We start from the raw sequence: 18,188 nt of genomic DNA, 5'->3' as shown, positions 1-18,188 counted from the left end.
CCGTGGTGGCCCCGCGGGCGGCCACCGCTTACCGAGTCCCCCGCGCCCCCGCTTAGACTCGGTCCTCGGGCACCCCGGGGCGCGCAGCGGGGCGTCAAGCCAATCGGAAGCACGGGAAGAGATGTCGGCACCCAACAAGTCGTACGACCCAGTCGAGGTCGAGGCACTGAAACCGGAACGCATCGACGCCGCGCGGGACGACGCGCTGGCCGCGTTCGCCGCGGCGGAGAGCCTCGACGCCCTGCGCGAGGCCAAGATCGCCCACACCGGCGACCGCTCGCCCCTCGCCCTCGCCAACCGCGAGATCGGCGCCCTCCCGCCGCACGCCAAGGCGGACGCAGGACGGCGCGTGGGCCAGGCCCGCGGCGCGGTCGGCAAGGCGCTCGCGGCCCGGCAGGCGGAGCTGGAGGCCGAGCGCGACGAGCGCGTCCTCGTCGAGGAGGCCGTGGACGTCACCCTCCCGTACGGCCGGCGCCCCGCCGGCGCCCGGCACCCCCTCACGACGCTCTCGGAGCGCGTCGAGGACATCTTCGTCGCCATGGGCTACGAGGTCGCCGAGGGACCCGAGGCGGAGGCCGACTGGTTCAACTTCGACGCCCTCAACATCGGCCCCGACCACCCCACGCGCACCACCCACGACACGTTCTTCATCGCGGACGGCGGCGACCCCGGCCGCGAGGGCCGCACCCCGGGCGACGAGGCGGGTCTCGTCCTGCGCACGCACACCTCGCCCGTGCAGATCCGCACGATGCTGACGCGCCGCCCGCCGCTGTACGTGATCTGCCCCGGCCGCGTCTACCGCACGGACGAGCTGGACGCCACCCACACCCCGGTGTTCAACCAGGTCGAGCTGCTCGCCGTGGACGAGGGCCTGACGATGGCGGACCTCAAGGGCACCCTCGACCACATGGTGCAGGAACTGTTCGGCAGCGGCCTGACGACCCGGCTGCGCCCGAACTACTTCCCCTTCACCGAGCCGTCCGCCGAGATGGACATGGTCTGCTTCCGCTGCCGCGGCGCCTCCGTCGGCGACCCGGACCACCCCTGCCGGACCTGCTCGAGCGAGGGCTGGATCGAGCTGGGCGGCTGCGGTGTCGTGAACCCGCGGGTCCTGGTGGCCTGCGGCATCGACCCCGACAGGTACAGCGGCTTCGCGTTCGGCTTCGGCCTGGAGCGGCTGCTGATGTTCCGCCACAACATCGTGGACATGCGAGACATGATCGAGGGTGACGTGCGGTTCACCCGGCCGTTCGGGATGGAGATCTGATGCGCGCCCCGCTTTCCTGGCTGCGCGAGTACGTGGACCTGCCGGCCGGCACGACCGGCCGCGACGTGGCGGAGCGGCTCATCTCCGCCGGTCTCGAGGTCGAGACGGTCGAGCGGCTCGGTGACGGCCTCACCGGCCCGCTCGTCGTCGGCCGGGTCCTCGCCATCGAGGAGCTGACCGGGTTCAAGAAGCCGATCCGCTACTGCCAGGTCGACGTCGGCCGGGCCAACGGCACCGGCGACCCGCAGAACATCGTCTGCGGCGCGAGCAACTTCGAGGTCGGCGACAAGGTCGTCGTCATCCTGCCCGGCGGCGTGCTGCCCGGCGGTTTCGAGATCTCCGCCCGCAAGACGTACGGCAAGGTCTCCGAGGGCATGATCTGCTCCGTCCGCGAGCTGGGCATCGGCGACGACCACGACGGCATCCTCGTCCTGCCGCCCGAGCACGAGGCCGGCACCGACGCCATCGAGCTGCTGGAGCTGGTGGACGAGGTCCTCGACATCGCCGTCACCCCCGACCGCGGCTACTGCCTCTCCCTCCGCGGCCTCGCCCGCGAGACGGCCACCGCGTACGGGCTGCCGCTGCGCGACCCGGCGCTGCTGGACGTGCCCGCGCCGAACGGCGAGGGCTACCCGGCACGCGTCGACGACCCGGCGGGCTGCGACCGCCTCGTCGTGCGCGCGGTCACCGGCGTGCGCCCCGGCGCGCGCTCGCCGCTGTGGCTGACCCGCCGCCTCCAGAAGGCCGGCATGCGCCCCATCTCGCTGCCCGTCGACATCACGAACTACGTGATGCTGGAGATCGGCCAGCCCCTCCACGCCTACGACCGCGCCCGTCTGACCGGCCCGCTCGGCGTACGGCGCGCGGCGGCCGGGGAGCGGCTGACCACGCTGGACGACGTGAAGCGCGTCCTCGACCCCGAGGACCTCGTGATCACCGACGACAGCGGCCCGGTCGCGCTCGCCGGGGTCATGGGCGGCGCCGACACCGAGATCGCCGACACCGAGCCGCTCCCCGAACCGCTCGTCGGCGGCACCGGTGTGACCGGCACCACCGACATCGTCCTGGAGGCCGCGCACTTCGACCAGGTGGCGATCGCCCGCACCTCGCGTCGTCACAAGCTCGCCAGCGAGGCGTCCCGCCGCTTCGAGCGCGGCGCCGACCCGGAGGCCGCCGCCGCTGCCGCGCAGCGCGCGGTGGACCTGCTGGTCCTCCTCGGCGGCGGCACCGCCGACCCTGGTGTGACCCAGGTCGGCGGCGCGCCGGCCGGGCGGACGATCACCGTCCCCGCCGACCACCCCGACAAGGTCGCCGGCGTGACCTACGGCCGCGAGACCGTCGTCCGCCGCCTCCAGGAGGTCGGCTGCACGGTCACCGGCAGCGACGTGCTGACCGTCGCGCCGCCGAGCTGGCGCCCGGACCTGACCGACCCGAACGACCTCGCCGAGGAGGTCGTCCGCCTGGAGGGCTACGCCGCCCTGCCGTCCCGGCTGCCGCGGCCGCCGGCCGGCCGCGGCCTGACCCCGCGGCAGCGGCTGCACCGCAGGACGGGCCGCGCCCTCGCCGGCGCCGGCTACGTCGAGGCGCAGAACTACCCGTTCGTCGGCGAGGCCGGCCTCGACGCCCTCGGCCTGCCCGCGGACGACGCGCGCCGCCGCACCGTCCGGCTCGTCAACCCGCTGGACGACACGGAGTCCGGGCTGCGCACCACGCTGCTCCCCGGCCTGCTGGAGGCCCTGCGGCGCAACCACGGGCGGGGCGCGCAGGACGTCGCCCTGTTCGAGACGGGCCTCGTCTTCCTGCCCTCGGGCAACGAGCCGCCGCCCTTCCGGCCCGCCGTGACCGCACGGCCCGGCGACGACGAGATCGCCGCCCTCGACGCCGCGCTGCCCCGCCAGCCGCGGCACGTCGCGGTCGTGCTCGCCGGCGCGCGCGAGCCGCAGGGCTGGTGGGGACCCGGCCGCCCGGCGGACTGGGCGGACGCCGTCGAGGCGGCCCGTACGGTCGCCGCCGAGGCGGGGGCCGACCTCTCCGTCGAGAACACCCAGTACGCCCCCTGGCACCCGGGCCGCTGCGCGGCGCTGTACACCGTCGTCGACGGCGAGCGGACGCTCGTCGGACACGCCGGCGAACTGCACCCGCGCGTCATCAAGGCCCTCGGCCTGCCCGGGCGGACCTGCGCGATGGAGGCCGACCTGGACGCGCTGGAGCGCGCGGGCACCGGGGCGATCGAGGCGCCGCGCGTCTCGTCGTTCCCCGTGGCCACCCAGGACGTGGCGCTCGTGGTGGACGGCTCGGTGCCCGCCGCCGCGGTCGAGGCGGCGCTGCGCGACGGCGCGGGCGAGCTGCTGGAGTCGGTGCGGCTGTTCGACGTGTTCACCGGGGAGCAGCTCGGGGAGGGGCGCAAGTCCCTCGCGTACACGCTGCGGTTCCGCGCCCCGGACCGGACGCTGACGGCGGACGAGCTGACCGCCGCGCGGGAGGCGGCGGTGGCCGTCGCCGCCCAGCGCACGGGGGCCGCCCTGCGCGGCTGAGCCGCACCGCCGTCCTCACAGCACGCCGCTGCCCCGCCGGGGTCACCGCCCGGCGGGGCAGCGGCGCGTCAGGCGCCCGGCAGCGCGCGGGCGGCGCGTCGTGTGGTGAGGGGGCGCATCAGGTCGCCGTGCGCCGCCAGGCGCGCCGGCAGATCGCCCAGCCGGATGTCGAGGTCCGCCGGGTTGGCGCAGGCGGCGACCTCGTCCCAGGTCACGGGCGCCGACACGGTCGCCGCGGGGCGGGCGCGCAGCGTGTAGGGCGCGGCCGTGGTCTTGCGGGCGGCGTTCTGGCTGTGGTCGATGAAGACCTTGCCCGGGCGCAACCGTTTCGCCATGAGGGCGACCGCGAGCTCGGGCAGCTCGGCCGCCGCCCGCGCCGCGAGGTCCTTCGCGTACGCCGAGGCGCGCTCCGACGGCACCGGGCGCAGGGCGCACAGCAGGTGGAGACCCTTGGAGCCCGACGTCTTCGGGTAGGCCGTGAGGCCGTCGGCCACCAGCCGGTCGCGCAGCCACAGGGCGACGCGGCAGCAGTCGACGATCGTCGCGGGCGCCCCCGGGTCGAGGTCGAGGACGAGCCGGTCGGCGGTGCCGGGGGCAGGTGCCCGCCACTGCGGGGTGTGCAGCTCGGTGACCATGTTCGCGACCCAGACGAGGGCCGGCAGGTCCTGTACGACGATCTGGCGCATGGTGCCGCCGCCCGACCGGGGGACGTCCGTCGTCATCACCCAGTCGGGCGTGCCGGGCGGGACGTTCTTGGTGAAGAAGCGCTGGCCGTCCGGCCCGTCGGGATAGCGCAGCAGGCTGAGCGGCCGGTCCCGGAGATGGGGGAGGAGGACGGCGCCGTGCGCCGCGTAGTGGTGGATCACCTCGCCCTTGGTGGTGCCGTCCGGATAGATGACCTTGTCGAGGTTCGACAGGGTCAGACGGCGTCCCTCGACCGTGACGACAGGCATACCCTGAGACTGGCACGAACGGGGCGAACGGGACAAACGTGCCCGCGACGGCCGGGTGGGCCGGACGGGCGAGAGGAGTCGTGTGATGCGCACGATCTGGAAGGGATCGATCTCCTTCGGCCTGGTGACGATCCCCGTCAAGGTCGTCAGCGCCACCGAGAACCACTCCGTGTCGTTCCGCCAGGTCCACACCGCCGACGACGGCCGCATCCGCTACCGGAAGGTGTGCGAGCTGGACGGCGAGGAGGTGAGCGGTGACCAGATCGGCAAGGGCTACGAGACGGCCGACGGAACCCTCGTCCAGGTCACCGACGAGGACCTGTCGATGCTGCCCCTGCCGACCGCGCGCACGGTCGAGATCCTCGGGTTCGTGCCCGTCAGCAGCATCGACCCGTACCAGCTCGACCGCTCCTACTACCTGACGCCCGACACCGGCGCCGCCAAGCCGTACGTGCTCCTGCGGGAGGCGCTGCGGCGCGCCGACAAGGGCGCCGTCGCCAAGCTCGCGATGCGGGGCCGGGAGACCCTGGCCCTGGTGCGGGCGCTGGAGGACGACGTCCTCGGCATGCACACGCTGCTGTGGCCGGACGAGATCCGGCCCGCCGAGGGGCTCGCGCCGACCGAGCGCGTCACCGTGCGCGACGCGGAGCTCGACCTCGCCGACACGCTCATGGACACCCTGGGCGAGGTGGACATGGCGGACCTGCACGACGAGTACCGCGAGGCCGTCGAGACACTGGTCGACGCCAAGCTCGCCGGTGTCGCCCCCGAGCACCCGGCGGAGGCCGCCGAGGGCGGCGGGCGGGTCGTCGACCTGATGGCGGCCCTGGAGGACAGTGTGCGGCGGGCGCGGGAGGGGCGCGGCGAGGGCGAGGGGCAGGACGAGGGCGCGGACGCCACGGTGACGCGGCTCCCCGAGGGCGGCAGGAAGCGCACGTCCGCGAAGAAGACGGCGGGCGGGAAGGAGCAGGGGAAGAAGACGGCCGCGAAGAAGAGCGGTGCGAAGAAGAGCACCGCCAAGGGCGCGGCCGGCAAGGACGGCGCGAAGAAGGCGCCGGCGAAGAAGGCCGCGAGCGGGCGGCGCCGCGCGTCCTGAACCCGGACGGCCGGGCCGTCAGCCGTACGCGTAGAAGCCGGCGCCGGTCTTCCGGCCCAGATGGCCCGCCGCCACCATCCGCAGCAGCAGGGGCGGCGGCGCGTACAGCGGCTCCTTGTACTCCTGGTACATGGACTCGGCGATCGACGCCACCGTGTCGAGACCGATCAGGTCGGCCAGCTTGAGCGGCCCCTGCGGATGGGCGCAGCCGAGCTCCATGCCCTGGTCGATCGCCTCGCGGCCCGCGGCGCCCGACTCCAGCATCCGGACCGCCGCCAGCAGGTACGGGATGAGCAGCCCGTTCACCACGAACCCGGAGCGGTCCTGCGCCCGGATCGCGTGCTTCCCCAGGACGTCGGTGACCAGGCGCTCGGCGCGCCGGACGGTCTCCTCCGACGTGGTGAGGGCGGGGACCAGCTCCACCAGGCGCTGGACCTGCGCCGGGTTGAAGAAGTGGATGCCGAGCACCTGTGCGGGGCGGGTCGTGGCGACCGCGAGATTGACCAGCGGGATGGCCGAGGTGTTGGAGGCGAGGATGGCGTCGGGGCGGGCCACCACCTGGTCGAGGAGGTGGAAGATCTCGGTCTTGACCGGCTCGCTCTCCACGACGGCCTCGATGACGATGTCCCGGTCGGCGAACTCGCCGAGGTCGGTCGTGAACGTCAGCCGCTCCAGGGCGGCGTCCCGCTCGTCCGCCGTCGCCTTGCCGCGCTCCACGGCGCGGTCCAGGGAGTTCACGAGACGGGTGCGGCCCAGTTCGAGCGCCTCCCCGGTCGTCTCCGCCACGCGCACGTCGAGCCCGGCCCGCGCGCTCACCTCCGCGATGCCGGCGCCCATCTGGCCGCAGCCGACCACCCCGACGCGTTCGATGCCGTTCACACCGTGTCCCTTCACTGCTCGTCGCCTCGGCTCTGCCGCAGGGACGACCGTACCTCCGCCGCGGGCCGGGGAGGACCGGCCGGGACCGGTCCTCCCCGGACGCGCGGTGGCGCGCGCGGCGCGTGCGGCGTGCGTCAGGGCGTGCCGCAGGGGCTGCCGTCCACCTCGAACGCGGTCGGCGCGGTGTTGCTGCCCGTCCAGCTCGCGAGGAACCCGACGGTCGCCGACGAGCCGGGGGAGAGGGTGGAGTTCCACGCCGCCGGGGTCACGGTGACGCCGGCGCCCGACTGGGTGAACGAGCCGTTCCACATCTGGCTGATCTGCTGGCCGGCGGGGAAGTCCCAGGTCAGCTCCCACGCGCTGAGGGCCGTGTCACCGGTGTTGGTGAGCGTCACCTCGCCCTGGAAGCCGCCCTGCCACGAGCCGGTCACGCGGTAGGCCACCGAGCAGGCCGCGTCGGACGGCTCCTCCGGGTCCTCGGGGTCCTCCGGGTCCTCGGGGTCTTCCGGGTCCTCGGGGTCCTCCGGCTCGCCGCCCTCGTCCGCCTCGTCCGTGTCGCCGTAGATCACGCCCCGGCCGTTGGTCGATATGTAGACGCGGCCGAACGTCTTCGGGTCGCCCGTGATCGACGCGCCCGTCCACGCCCACTGGTGCTCGTCGTCGTTGATCCGCACCCAGCTCGCCCCGGCGTCGGTCGAGCGGTAGATGCCGCGCACGCCGTCGACCACGCCGCTGCTGTACAGCGTCAGGTACGCCGCGCCGGACGCGGCCCTGCCGAAACCGATGTTGTCCGGCTCGATGTCCCCCACGCGGGTGAACGTCGCGCCCGAGTCCGTGGAGCGCCACAGGCCGCCGGCCGCGCCGGCCAGCCACACGTGGCCCGCCCTGCCCGGCACGGTCGCGAAGTACGTGCTCTCGTCCGGCAGCCCGCTCGCCGCCGACGCGGTGAACGTCGCGCCGCCGTCCGTGCTGACGTAGAACGTGCCGGCCGCGAAGCCGTAGAACACGTCCGGATCCACCCGGTCCGCCTCCACGCGGGCGCCCGCCGGGATGCCCTGGGACGCGGTCCAGGAGTTGCCGTAGCCCACGGTGTAGTGGACGCCGGTGCCCTCGGGGCTCCACACGAAGCCGCTCGCGTCGGCCGCCGCCGCGACCGTGCCGCCGTGCGCGCCGCTCGGGGCGGTGCCCTGGAACCAGTTGGCGCCGCCGTCGGTCGAGAAGCCGACGGTGGGGGCCGTGCTCTCGCTGACGTGGTTGCCGACCCGGACGACCGTGTTCGGGTTCAGCTCGGCGAAGTCCAGGCTGGTCGTCGTGCCGAACACCGGGAACTGGTCGGACGGCACCGATTCGACGTCCGTGTGCCGGAAGCCGGCGACGTCCGCGAGGCCGCTGAGCAGCTCGGCGCCGCTCGGCGGGCTGGCGAGGTCCTGGACGGCGGTCTCCTCCAGGCCGTCCACGACCGGGCGGATCGTCAGCGTCTCGTCGCGGTCCCAGTTCGTCAGCTCGTCCGTCCCGTACAGCGTCGCGCCCGTGCCGTACAGCATCCGGTCGGAGTCGAACGGGTCGATCTCCAGGCCCTCGGTCATCCAGCCGAGCTTCGGTGTCGTCTCCGGCGGCTGCGGCTGGGCGTTGAGGTCGAGCCAGGGCACCTCGGAGATGTCGATCGTGTAGCGCTTGGACTGGTTCGGGTAGCTCGTGAACTCCCAGGCGCGCGTCCAGGTGGCGCCGCCGTCCGTCGAGCGGAAGAACTGGGTGTCCGGCCACCAGGAGCTGTAGGCGCTCACCATCAGCGTGCCCGGGTTCTGCCGGTCGACGGACAGGCCGCTGAAGCCGAAGTACCGGTCGCTGCCGGCGGCGACGGGGGAGATGTCGGTCCACGCGCCGGTCGCGGTGTCCAGCCGCCAGACCTCGCCGTCCGTCCCGGCGTACGGGCCGGCGTCGTCGCTCGTGGCGATGTACAGCGACCCCGTCTCCTCGTCGAGGACGCCCTTGTGCGGCAGGAAACCGGTCGGCTGGCCGGGGACCGGCTGCCAGGTGGCGCCGGCGTCGGTCGAGCGGTAGACGCTCTCCTCCAGGTCGGCGACGCCCGCGTACAGCGTGGGCGTCGGGCTGCCGGCCGAGCCGGAACCCGGGTCGAACGTCACCCATACGACGCCGATCGGGTCGCTCTGGTAACCGGTGGTGTCGGCGGGGTCGGGGGCGTAGTCGCCGGGGTTGGGGAAGGAGGTGACCTCGGACCAGGTGACGCCCGCGTCCGTGGAGCGCCACAGGCCCTCGCCGCTGGGGGCGCCGAAGTAGAGGATGTCGTTGTCGTTGGGGTCGACGACCAGGCGCTCGCCCATGCCGCGGCCCGGCATGTTGCCGCCGACCTTGAACGGCAGGGGCGTCGTCTCCCAGGTCTCGCCGCGGTCGGCGGAGCGCAGGATGGCCCCGTTGTCCGGATCCCAGTCGTTGGTGTAGCTGCCGACGGCCGCGTACACCCGGTCAGGGTCCACGGGGTCGGTGGCGAGGGACGCGACGCCCGAGTAGCCCCAGTCGTCCCAGTCCACGTGGTCGAGGAGGGGGACCCACTCCTGCGCCGGCTCGTTCCAGCGGTAGGCGCCGCCGATGTCGGTGCGGGCGTAGACGAGGTCGGGTTCACTGCGGTTGAAGACGACGCTTGGCACGAAGCCGCCGCCCCGGATCTGGACGTTGTCCCACGTGTAGGCGGGTGCCGCGGCGGCCGTTTCCTGGACCTCGGTCCCGGCCCGGCCGTCAGCCGTCGCCGCGGGCACTCCGGCGGTGAGCAGTCCGCCGGTGAGGGCCAGGCCGGCCACCAGGGCCGCCGCCGGTCTCACTCTGCGCACGATCGCGCTCCTCTCCGTACTCGGCCGCCGCACGGCGGCAAGGGGGTGGTTGGGAGGGAAGGGAGAAGTGAAGTGCGGTGAAGAGGGGAAGGCACACTGCTTGGGAGCGCTCCCAGATGCGCGTGGCGATGATGCTAACTGTCGAATGTTGTTCGCATAAGGGGTGTGTCACACAGGTGTGACGCCGAGGTGTCCGCCACTCTGTGCGGGGTAGGGCTCACCCGACAGGACGACAGGGGGTTCACGATGCGTCATCTCACGCGCCGTCATCTCGGTGCTTCGGCGATCGGCCTGACGACCGGCGCGCTGATGCCGGGTCCGGCGCGCGCCGTCGCGCCCTCCCGGCGCCACCGCGGCTCGTCCGCCACCGCGACGCGCGGCATGTGGATCGCCTCGGTGAGCAACATCGACTGGCCCAGCGCACCCGGCCTCCCGGCCGAGCAGGCCAAGGCCGAACTGGCCGGCCTGTTCGATGTGGCGGTCGCGCGCGGGCTGAACACCGTGGTCCTCCAGGTCCGGCCGACCGCCGACGCCTTCTGGCCCTCGCCGTACGAGCCGTGGTCGCAGTGGCTGACGGGCGTCCAGGGGCGCGATCCCGGCTGGGACCCCCTGGCGTACGCCGTGGACGAGGCCCACGCGCGCGGCCTGCGGTTGCACGGATGGTTCAACCCGTACCGCGTCGCGTTCCACGCCGACCCGGGGCGGCTCGCGTCCGGGCACCCGGCGCGGGAGCACCCGGAGTGGACCGTGACGTACGGCGGCCGCCTGTACTACAACCCGGGGCTCCCCGAGGTCCGCGCCTTCGTCGAGGACGCCGTCACGGACGCCCTCGACCGCTACCCGCTCGACGGCGTTCACTTCGACGACTACTTCTACCCGTACCCGGTGGCGGGCGAGGTCTTCGACGACGACGCCGCCTTCGCCGCGCACGGCGGCGACTTCGACGACCGCGGCGACTGGCGCCGGCACAACACCGACCTCCTCGTCCGGGGCATGGCGGAGCGCGTGGCGCGGACGCGGCGCGGGGCGGCGTTCGGCGTCAGTCCGTTCGCGGTCTGGCGCAACGAGTCCACCGACCCGCTCGGCTCCGCCACCCGCGCCGGCGTCCAGACGTACGACGACCTGTACGCGGACGTGCGCACCTGGGTGCGGGAGGGCTGGATCGACTACGTGGTGCCGCAGGTCTACTGGAACATCGGCTTCGAGGCGGCCGACTACACGACGCTCGTGCGGTGGTGGTCCGACGTGGCGTGCGGGACGGGCGTCGACCTGTGGATCGGCGAGGCGGTCTACAAGGTGGGCGACCCCGCCCAGCCCGCCGCGTGGCAGGACCCGGCCGAACTCTCCCGCCACCTCGACGTGTGCGCCGAGCACCGCGAGGTCTCGGGGAACATCTTCTACTCCGCGTCGCAGGTCGCCGCCGACCCGCTCGGTGCCATGACCCGCGTCCGCGAGGACCACTACCGCCGCGGGCACTGAGCGGCGGCCCGGCGCTCCGGGGAGGCGGCCACCGGGCCGGTCCCCGCGACGGACGGCGTGGCGCCTTGGTCCGGGGCCGCCGGGGTGAACAGCGCTCGCCAGGCTGGGTCCGGGTGCGTGCGGGCGGCGGGAGGATGGGTCCGTCCGTCTCGTCCCGGCCGGCCTGTCGGCCACGGCCGCGCCGTCCGTACGCCTGTTCTGGCGCGGAGGGTGTCAGGGGGAGGCTGCCCGGCAATCGCGCCGGGTGGGATTCACGGCCAGGCCCTCCGCGCAGTCCGTGTTCCGTACGCGGAGCAGCGGCGGGTTGGCGACCGAGCGGCGTCCGCGCCTCATGGCCGCCCCCGCCGGGTCACGGCGCGCCGAGTGGTGCCAGGATCTCGTGGAACGCCCGGCGCGTGTCGCCCCTGCGGTCCAGGACGGCGAAGACCACCTGCTCGAAGACGCCCGCGAACTCGCCCCGCAGCAAGCGGGCGAACATCCCCGCCACCACGGCGGGTTCGTTGCCGAAGACGCCGCAGCCCCACGCGCCGAGCACCAGCCTGGTGTGCCCGTGGTGCGCGGCGGCCGCCAGGACGGCCCTGCCCCGGGACGCCAGGACGTCCGGCACGAGCGGCAGGTCACCGGGCCGGTCCCGTTCGAGCATGCGGCGGTTCGGCGCCGCCGCCGTCAGGAAGGCCACGGGCACCGGCGCCGGCAGCCAGCCGCCGCCGTCGTCGCGGTACACCGGCACGTCGGGCGCGTAGATCAGGCGGTCGCTGTACAGGACGTCGCGCTGCGCGCGGTGGAACGCGTAGAACTCGGGGCAGCGCACGAGCGCGTCGTACAGCGCGCCGGCACGCGCCAGGTCCTCCTCCTGCGAGCGCGCGCCGTTGAGCACGCCCCCGCCCGGGTTGCGGGCGGACGCGAAGTTCAGCGCGGCCACGGTGGGCGCCCCGGGCGGGGTCGCGGCGGCCAGGCGCCGGGCGGCGCGCAGGGTGCTCTCGTCCGTCACCTCGACACTCGTGCGGTGGCGCGGTGCGTCGGGGACGGGGAGGGCGCGCAGCTCGTCCGGGAGGTGCAGCCGGACGCCGGCGCGCATCAGCGCGAGGGGCGCCGACAGATCGACCCGCCGCCCCTCGTGGACGTACCAGCCGCGTTCGAACGCGGCACGCGTTTCGGCGAAACGTTCACGCATGGCCCGCCACGCTACCCCGGCGGCATCCGACCCGCCCTCGTTTTCCCGAACTGCCTGGTGAGCGGCCCGCGGTGATCCTTGCGAGCGCTTTACGCCGAGGCTGTGGTCCCGTCCATCGAATACTCGTACGATCCCGTCATGCTGGTGACGCTGATAGCCGCTGCCCGCACCTCCTCCGTGCTCGACGCCCGGTTCGACGACGACCGTCCGCTCGACATCGACGCCTGGCGCGGCCTGGAGCGCGCCATCCCCGCGCTCCTGCCGCTGACCACCGCCGAGCTGCGGTACTGCTCCCCCTCGCCTGCGGCCCGGCAGACCGGCGAGGCACTCGGTCTCGCGCCGCTCGCGCAGCCCGCCCTGCGCGACTGCGACATGGGACGCTGGCGCGGCCGCACCCTGCGCGAGGTGACGGAGCGCGAGCCGGCGGCCGTCGATGTCTGGCTCGCCGATCCGCGGTCGGCCCCGCACGGCGGCGAGCCGCTGCTCGCGTTCGTCTCCCGGGTCGGCGGCTGGCTCGACACGCGGCCCGTGGACTACGACCCCCGCGTCGTCGCGGTCACGGAGCCGTCGGTGCTGCGCGCCGCCGTGCTGTACGCCCTCAAGGCGCCCCCGCAGGCATACTGGCGCACGGAGGTCGGTCCGCTGTCGGTCGTCAGCCTCAGCGGCGGGCGCGGGCGGTGGAGCCTGCGGCTCGGCTGACGCCCGGGGCGGCCGGCCACTGGTCCGAACGGGTTCCCTTCCCTCCCGGGCGGCGTGTCGGTGACGCCCGGTAGTCTGCCCGCCATGACAGCACCTTCGAACACCCCGCCGGGCTGGTACGCCGACCCCCGGGGCATCCCCAACCAACTCCGCTGGTGGGACGGCGGCCAGTGGACGGAGCACACGCACGCCGGCGCAGCTCCCGGTCAGGCCACCCCGCAGGCGCCCCCGCAGAGCACCCCGGACCAGCAGGCGAGGGTCCAGCAGCAGGTCCAGCAGAAGGCCGGTCTCGTCCCGGGCGGCGTGGGCGGCGGCACCCTGTTCACCGAGCCCGTCCTCGTGGTGAACCAGAAGGCCAAGCTCATCGAGGTCACCAACGAGTACAGCGTCTTCGACCAGCAGGGCCGCACGATCGGCTCGGTCGTCCAGGTCGGCCAGGGGTTCGTGCGCAAGGTCGTGCGCGTCCTCAGCAGCCTCGACCAGTTCCTGACGCACCGTCTGGAGATCCGCGACGTCCACGGGCAGCCGCAGCTCCTGCTCACGCGTCCGGCGAAGTTCATCAAGTCCAAGGTCATCGTGACGCGTCCGGACGGCCAGCCGGTCGGCGAGATCGTCCAGCAGAACGCCATCGGCAAGATCCACTTCTCCATCGAGTCCGGTGGGCAGCAGATCGGCGCCCTCCGCGCCGAGAACTGGCGCGCGTGGAACTTCGCCGTCACCGACCACACCGGTGCCGAGGTCGCCCGCATCACCAAGACGTGGGAGGGCCTGGCCAAGACCATGTTCACCACGGCGGACAACTACGTCCTGCAGATCCACCGCCAGCTTCCCGACCCGCTGCTCAGCCTCGTCGTGGCCACGGCGCTGACGGTGGACACGGCGCTGAAGCAGGACGCGCGCGGACTGGGCTGAACCACCGGCACGTTCCCCGGCGGCCCCCACCCGGCCGGCCGCGCCTCGCGCACCTCGCACGGCGCGGGCCGGCCGCGCCGCCGTCCCACCGCTCCCGCCACCGACCGGATCGACGTGACACGCACCCGCCGGCCCGCCCCCGGCCCCCTCGGGCGATTCCTCCTGCCCGCCTACGCCGTGGGTTTCGCCGAGGGCACCTGCGCGCACGTCCTCGACCTGATCCGCGGCGGCATCCACGTGTACGCGGGGATGGCCGCGGTCATCCAGGTCCTCTTCCTCGGCCTCACCGTCCTCGATCCGCTCGTCGTCGTCCTGCTGTTCCGGCGCCGCACGCGTTCGTCCGGCGTGGTGCTGGCGGCCGTCGTCATGGCGCTCGACGTGACCGCGAACTGGATCACCTGCTGGCCCGTCGTGCGGGCGGACCCCGGGTGGCTCCTGCGGCCCGTCGGGCTGCTGCCGATCACCCTGTTCGGCCTCCTCGTCCTGGCCACGGCCGTCCCCCTGCTGAGGGAGCGGCGGGAGCCGGCCGGCCGTCCCGTCCGGTAGGGGCGTCCTTCAGCCCCGGCCGGGGCCGCGCGGCGCGGGGGAGGCTCCGCCGGCCGGCCGCACGCGGGCGAGCTTCTCCGGGTTGGTGACGATGTAGACGTCGGACACCCGGTCCCCCTCCGGGGTGAGGTCCATGACCATCACCGCGTACGGGGTGCCGTCGGCGAACACCACGGCGCCGTCGTCCCCGTTGACCCGCCGGTACTCGACGTCCATGGCGTCGGTGCGCCCGGCGGCGTGGCCGGCCAGCAGGCGCGCGGCCTTCTCCCGACCGCGCACCGGGCGCGGCCCCGCCCCGCGCCGCAGGCCCCCGCCGTCGATCCACACGGTGACATCGGGCGCCAGGGTCTCCAGCAGGGCGGCCAGGTCGCCGCCGAGCGCCGCGCCGACGAACCGTTCGGTGGCCTCCCGCCGTACGCGCGGGTGGGCGCGGTAGCGGGGCCGCCGTGCCCGGACGGCGGCGCGCGCCCGGTGCGCCAACTGCCGTACGGCCGCGGCGCTGCGGTCCAGCATGACCGCGATCTCCGTGTGCGGGTAGCCGAACACCTCGTGCAGGACGAACACCGCACGCTCCAGGGGCGTGAGCGACTGGAGCACGACCAGCAGCGCGAGGGACACGGAGTCGGTCCGCACCGCGTGGTCGGCGGTGTCGGGGGCGGAGCCGTCACCGGCACCGCCGACCAGCGGTTCGGGCAGCCACGGGCCGACGTACGTCTCGCGGCGCCGGGCGGTGGCCGCCTGCCGGGCGAGGGCGTGGTGCACCGCGACGCGCACGAGGTAGGCGCGGGGGTTCCCGATCGGCGCGGCCGACGGCCCCCGGGTGCGCCCCGACCAGGACAGCCACGTCTCCTGCAGCACGTCCTCCGTGTCGTCGACGCTGCCGAGCAGGTTGTAGGCGACCGAGAAGAGCAGTTCGCGCGCCCCGACGAAGACGGTGGTCGTGGCGTCGTCCCGGTGTGCGGTGGCGTCGTCGTGTACGGCTGCCATGAGGGCTCCTGTCGTGCGGCGGTCACACCTGAGAGGGACGCGGGCGGCCAGGATGTGACGTCCCGCGCGGGGATGTGACACACGTCACGGCGGCCCGGTCACGTCCCGCTGCCGAACGCCTCGCGCCGCAGCAGCCGGAGCAGCGTGGGCGTCCCCTGCGTCGTGCGTACGTCGAGGAACGCGCCCGCGTGGCGGTCGTCGCCGGCCTCGCGCAGCAGCGCGTGCGCGAGGTCGGCGCGGGAGGTGAAACGGCCGGGCAGCCGGCGCGTCGCCGTCTCGTAGGCGCTGACGGCCGGGGCGTCGAACAGCCCGGCGGGCCGGACGACGGTCCAGGTGTGCCCGCAGGCGCGCACGATCTCCTCCATCCGCCGCATGTCGTCGTACACCGTGCGCCCGATGAAGCGCGCGACGGACGGCTCGACGACCCGGCGGAACAGGAAGCCCTCGCCCGGCGCCGGCACGTCGAAGAGCACGGTGGAGGTGACGCAGACCAGGCGCGGTACGCCGTGCCCGGTCATGGCCCGGACGATGTGCGCGGCGCCCGGCGAATAGACGGTGACGGGGGCGCGGCCGAACGGGACGCCGAGCGTGGAGATCACCGCGTCCTGCCCGGCCACGGCGCCGTCGACGGCGGCGCGGTCCGCCACGTCCGCCCCGGCCACCCGCAGCCGCGGGTGCGTCAGGGGGAAGGCGCCCGGGCGCCGGGTGACGGCGGTGACGGTGTGCCCGGCCGCGACGGCCTGCGCGGTGACCTGGCGCCCCGTCGGTCCGTTCGCTCCGAAGATGACGAGCTTCACGTTTCGCTCCCCTCCTGCTGCGGCAGTTCCGCCATGGAGAGGGGCCGGGCGCCGTCGGGTGTGACATCCGGCCGGGCGGGTCAGCCCCTCAGGCCGAGGTGCACGCCGCCGCTGGCGTCGAGCACCTGACCGGTGATCCAGCGCCCGTCGTCCGAGGCGAGGAAGGCGACGGCGTCCGCGATGTCCGCCGCGCTGCCGAGGCGGGCGAGGGCGGTGCCGCCGGTGATGAACTCCACGAGGCCCGGGGCCTCGAAGACGGCCCCGTTCGTCTCGGTCCTGGTGGCGCCGGGGGCGACGGCGTTCACCGTGATCCCGCGGGCGCCCAGCGCGCTGGCCAGGGTCATCGTCATCGTTTCGAGGGCGCCCTTGCCCATCGCGAAGGACGTCTGGCCCGGATTGGCCATCCGGGTGGCGACCGAGGTCATGGTGATGATCCTGCCGCCGTCGCGCAGCAGCGGCAGCGCCCGCTGGACGATGAAGTACGGCGCCCTGACGTTCACTGCGAAGAGGCGGTCGAACCGCTCGGGGGTGTCCGTCTCGATCGGGCCGCCGGGTGCGGCGGCGGCGTTGTTGACGAGGATGTCCAGCGGCCGTCCGGCCAGCCCGCGCTCCAGACCGGTGAACAGGGCGTCGATGTCCCCGTCCGTGCCCAGTTCGGCCCCGACGGCGAAGGCGCGCCCACCGGCCCGCTCGATCCGGGCGACCGTCTCGCGCGCCGCCGCCTCGCCGCTGCCGTAGTGCACGGCGACCTCCGCGCCGTCGGCGGCGAGACGTTCCGCCACGGCCCGCCCGATGCCCCGCGACGCCCCGGTCACCAGTGCCGTCCTGCCGTCCTGTCCACCCATGGCGCACCCCTCATTGTTAGTCACCATCAATCTGGTAGTGACTCACAGAAAGATACGGTGTCACGCATGAATGGGGAAGGGCCGAGCCTGCGCGAACGCCGGCGGGCGGAGACGCAGCGCATGGTCCAGTCGCACGCGCTGCGCCTGTTCGCGCGCCACGGCTACGACGCGACCACGGTGAACGATGTCGCGGAGGCGTCCGGCGTCTCGGCGATGACCGTCTACCGGCACTTCCCCACCAAGGAGGACCTGGTGCTCCACGGCCGGTACGACGGGGTCGTCGCGGCCCGGGTCGCGCAGCGGCCCGCCGATGAGCCCCTGGTGCGCCGGATCGGGCGGGCGCTGGTCGAGACGGCCCGCACGGCCGCCGGTGACGGCTCCGGGGAGGGTGTGTCGCCCGAGGGGCGCCTGCTGCTCGCCCGCCTCCGGCTGATGATCGACACGCCGGCACTGCGCGCCCGTCACCTGGACAGTCAGTTCGCCACGCAGAAGGCCATCACCGGCGCCCTGCTCGGGGAGGCGCCGGACCCCGAGGCGGAGTTCCGCGCCAACGCGGTCGCCGGCGCCGCTCTGGCCGCGATGCACGCGGCCCTGGTCCGCTGGGCGCGGGAGGACGGGCGTCCGGACCTTCCCGGCCTTGTCGCCGCGGCCCTGGGTGCGGCCTTCGGCGGCGATTTCGAGTGACGCCGGCCCGCCGGTGACCGGTGCGGGGCGGCCGCACCGAGGGGCGGCGCCGCCGTCACTCGGCGGGAGCGCCGCCGACGAAGGTCCGCTCCGGCGGGGACGCCACCAGTTCGACCATGGTGCCGGCGCGGACGGTGTCGCCGAGGACCCGTACGACCGCGTCGGTGAGGCCGGCGCCGAGGCGGGCCGTGATCCGGTCGGCGTCGGGACGGTCGAACACGCCCGCCCGGACGCCGAGGACCACCGAGACGTGGGTGTCCACGGCCTCGCCGCCGTGCGCGAAGCGCCCCGCGGGGACCCCCGCCAGGCGGATGCTCACCAGATCGCGTGCCCAGGCGCCGTAGACGTCGGCGATCGCGTCGGTCAGGGCGGTGATGAGCGCGGGCTCCTTACCGGACAGCCGGTTCTCCGGGGCGTGGACGGTCATGTGCGGCATGGCGGACCCGTTCTCTTTGACAATAAAGGCTTTGGGTTGAAAGGTACGTGAAGG

Annotated in this window: 16 protein-coding genes; 8 read left to right on the top strand and 8 right to left on the bottom strand. The window is 74.2% G+C overall.

The genetic code is table 11. From position 1 onward, the window contains the following. The first annotated feature begins 121 nt into the window (after positions 1 to 121). The gene (gene pheS / locus EMA09_RS02770) at positions 122 to 1,267 is read left to right on the top strand and encodes a phenylalanine--tRNA ligase subunit alpha (protein WP_129838545.1); all 1,146 of its coding nucleotides are present in this window, start codon (positions 122 to 124) and stop codon (positions 1,265 to 1,267) included. Further along, on the top strand, positions 1,267 to 3,801 hold the full coding sequence (gene pheT, locus EMA09_RS02765; protein ID WP_129838543.1) for a phenylalanine--tRNA ligase subunit beta: 2,535 nt from the start codon (positions 1,267 to 1,269) through the stop codon (positions 3,799 to 3,801). Before pheS ends, pheT begins: the two co-directional genes overlap by 1 nt. Before the next feature lie 68 nt (positions 3,802 to 3,869). Here pheT and ligD read toward each other — a convergent pair whose 3' ends face one another. Continuing rightward, on the bottom strand, positions 3,870 to 4,754 hold the full coding sequence (gene ligD, locus EMA09_RS02760) for a non-homologous end-joining DNA ligase (protein ID WP_129838541.1): 885 nt from the start codon (positions 4,752 to 4,754) through the stop codon (positions 3,870 to 3,872). A gap of 85 nt (positions 4,755 to 4,839) precedes the next feature. Between ligD and EMA09_RS02755 the strand changes: the two genes are divergently transcribed. Continuing rightward, positions 4,840 to 5,850, top strand: a complete 1,011-nt coding sequence (locus EMA09_RS02755; protein ID WP_129838539.1) for a Ku protein — start codon at positions 4,840 to 4,842, stop codon at positions 5,848 to 5,850. 18 nt (positions 5,851 to 5,868) lie between these two features. Here EMA09_RS02755 and EMA09_RS02750 read toward each other — a convergent pair whose 3' ends face one another. After that, positions 5,869 to 6,729, bottom strand: coding sequence for a 3-hydroxybutyryl-CoA dehydrogenase (locus tag EMA09_RS02750; RefSeq protein WP_129838537.1), 861 nt, complete (start codon positions 6,727 to 6,729; stop codon positions 5,869 to 5,871). Between the two features lie 134 nt (positions 6,730 to 6,863). Further along, positions 6,864 to 9,578 carry a cellulose binding domain-containing protein gene (locus EMA09_RS02745; protein ID WP_346655864.1) on the bottom strand — a complete coding sequence of 905 codons (2,715 nt, stop codon included), beginning with the start codon at positions 9,576 to 9,578 and terminating at the stop codon, positions 6,864 to 6,866. Positions 9,579 to 9,821: 243 nt separating this feature from the next. On the opposite strand from EMA09_RS02745, the gene EMA09_RS02740 reads away from it, so the two are divergent. Next, the gene (locus tag EMA09_RS02740) at positions 9,822 to 11,054 is read left to right on the top strand and encodes a family 10 glycosylhydrolase (RefSeq protein ID WP_129838535.1); all 1,233 of its coding nucleotides are present in this window, start codon (positions 9,822 to 9,824) and stop codon (positions 11,052 to 11,054) included. 349 nt (positions 11,055 to 11,403) lie between these two features. Here the strand turns inward: EMA09_RS02740 and EMA09_RS02735 are convergent, their stop codons facing one another. After that, on the bottom strand, positions 11,404 to 12,228 hold the full coding sequence (locus EMA09_RS02735; protein ID WP_129838533.1) for a TIGR02452 family protein: 825 nt from the start codon (positions 12,226 to 12,228) through the stop codon (positions 11,404 to 11,406). A 138-nt stretch (positions 12,229 to 12,366) separates the two neighbouring features. On the opposite strand from EMA09_RS02735, the gene EMA09_RS02730 reads away from it, so the two are divergent. The 3 genes from EMA09_RS02730 to EMA09_RS02720 all read left to right on the top strand — a co-directional run bounded on the left by EMA09_RS02730 (position 12,367) and on the right by EMA09_RS02720 (position 14,385). Continuing rightward, entirely contained in the window at positions 12,367 to 12,927 is a 561-nt protein-coding gene (locus EMA09_RS02730; RefSeq protein ID WP_129838531.1) for a histidine phosphatase family protein, read from the top strand. Positions 12,928 to 13,011: 84 nt separating this feature from the next. Beyond that, entirely contained in the window at positions 13,012 to 13,839 is an 828-nt protein-coding gene (locus EMA09_RS02725) for a phospholipid scramblase-related protein (RefSeq protein ID WP_129838529.1), read from the top strand. A gap of 114 nt (positions 13,840 to 13,953) precedes the next feature. Further along, on the top strand, positions 13,954 to 14,385 hold the full coding sequence (locus EMA09_RS02720) for a hypothetical protein (RefSeq protein ID WP_129838527.1): 432 nt from the start codon (positions 13,954 to 13,956) through the stop codon (positions 14,383 to 14,385). A gap of 9 nt (positions 14,386 to 14,394) precedes the next feature. Here EMA09_RS02720 and EMA09_RS02715 read toward each other — a convergent pair whose 3' ends face one another. The 3 genes from EMA09_RS02715 to EMA09_RS02705 form a co-directional block, all read right to left on the bottom strand. Further along, the gene (locus EMA09_RS02715; RefSeq protein WP_129838525.1) at positions 14,395 to 15,372 is read right to left on the bottom strand and encodes a sigma factor-like helix-turn-helix DNA-binding protein; all 978 of its coding nucleotides are present in this window, start codon (positions 15,370 to 15,372) and stop codon (positions 14,395 to 14,397) included. A 98-nt stretch (positions 15,373 to 15,470) separates the two neighbouring features. Then, positions 15,471 to 16,169, bottom strand: coding sequence for an SDR family oxidoreductase (locus EMA09_RS02710; RefSeq protein WP_129838523.1), 699 nt, complete (start codon positions 16,167 to 16,169; stop codon positions 15,471 to 15,473). 80 nt (positions 16,170 to 16,249) lie between these two features. Further along, complete coding sequence (locus EMA09_RS02705) at positions 16,250 to 17,014, bottom strand: SDR family oxidoreductase (RefSeq protein ID WP_129838521.1); 765 nt, start codon at positions 17,012 to 17,014, stop codon at positions 16,250 to 16,252. Positions 17,015 to 17,080: 66 nt separating this feature from the next. Here EMA09_RS02705 and EMA09_RS02700 point away from each other — a divergent pair, with 66 nt between their 5' ends. Continuing rightward, the gene (locus EMA09_RS02700; RefSeq protein ID WP_129838519.1) at positions 17,081 to 17,698 is read left to right on the top strand and encodes a helix-turn-helix domain-containing protein; all 618 of its coding nucleotides are present in this window, start codon (positions 17,081 to 17,083) and stop codon (positions 17,696 to 17,698) included. Positions 17,699 to 17,753: 55 nt separating this feature from the next. Here EMA09_RS02700 and EMA09_RS02695 read toward each other — a convergent pair whose 3' ends face one another. Beyond that, positions 17,754 to 18,134, bottom strand: a complete 381-nt coding sequence (locus EMA09_RS02695; protein ID WP_129838517.1) for a hypothetical protein — start codon at positions 18,132 to 18,134, stop codon at positions 17,754 to 17,756. Between the last annotated feature and the right edge of the window lie 54 nt (positions 18,135 to 18,188).

The organism is Streptomyces sp. RFCAC02 (assembly GCF_004193175.1).
GTDB lineage: Bacteria > Actinomycetota > Actinomycetes > Streptomycetales > Streptomycetaceae > Streptomyces.
Note: the sequence above shows the minus strand (reverse complement) of the source record. Positions and strands in the feature narration are given on the sequence as shown.

Coding starts and splice junctions, on each gene's coding strand:
- pheT (WP_129838543.1), top strand. CDS start 1,267: ATGCGCGCCCCGCTTTCCTGGCTGCGCGAGTACGTGGACCTGCCGGCC.
- EMA09_RS02715 (WP_129838525.1), bottom strand. CDS start 15,372: ATGGCAGCCGTACACGACGACGCCACCGCACACCGGGACGACGCCACG.
- EMA09_RS02755 (WP_129838539.1), top strand. CDS start 4,840: ATGCGCACGATCTGGAAGGGATCGATCTCCTTCGGCCTGGTGACGATC.
- EMA09_RS02740 (WP_129838535.1), top strand. CDS start 9,822: ATGCGTCATCTCACGCGCCGTCATCTCGGTGCTTCGGCGATCGGCCTG.
- pheS (WP_129838545.1), top strand. CDS start 122: ATGTCGGCACCCAACAAGTCGTACGACCCAGTCGAGGTCGAGGCACTG.
- EMA09_RS02700 (WP_129838519.1), top strand. CDS start 17,081: ATGAATGGGGAAGGGCCGAGCCTGCGCGAACGCCGGCGGGCGGAGACG.
- ligD (WP_129838541.1), bottom strand. CDS start 4,754: ATGCCTGTCGTCACGGTCGAGGGACGCCGTCTGACCCTGTCGAACCTC.
- EMA09_RS02725 (WP_129838529.1), top strand. CDS start 13,012: ATGACAGCACCTTCGAACACCCCGCCGGGCTGGTACGCCGACCCCCGG.
- EMA09_RS02705 (WP_129838521.1), bottom strand. CDS start 17,014: ATGGGTGGACAGGACGGCAGGACGGCACTGGTGACCGGGGCGTCGCGG.
- EMA09_RS02730 (WP_129838531.1), top strand. CDS start 12,367: ATGCTGGTGACGCTGATAGCCGCTGCCCGCACCTCCTCCGTGCTCGAC.
- EMA09_RS02735 (WP_129838533.1), bottom strand. CDS start 12,228: ATGCGTGAACGTTTCGCCGAAACGCGTGCCGCGTTCGAACGCGGCTGG.
- EMA09_RS02695 (WP_129838517.1), bottom strand. CDS start 18,134: ATGCCGCACATGACCGTCCACGCCCCGGAGAACCGGCTGTCCGGTAAG.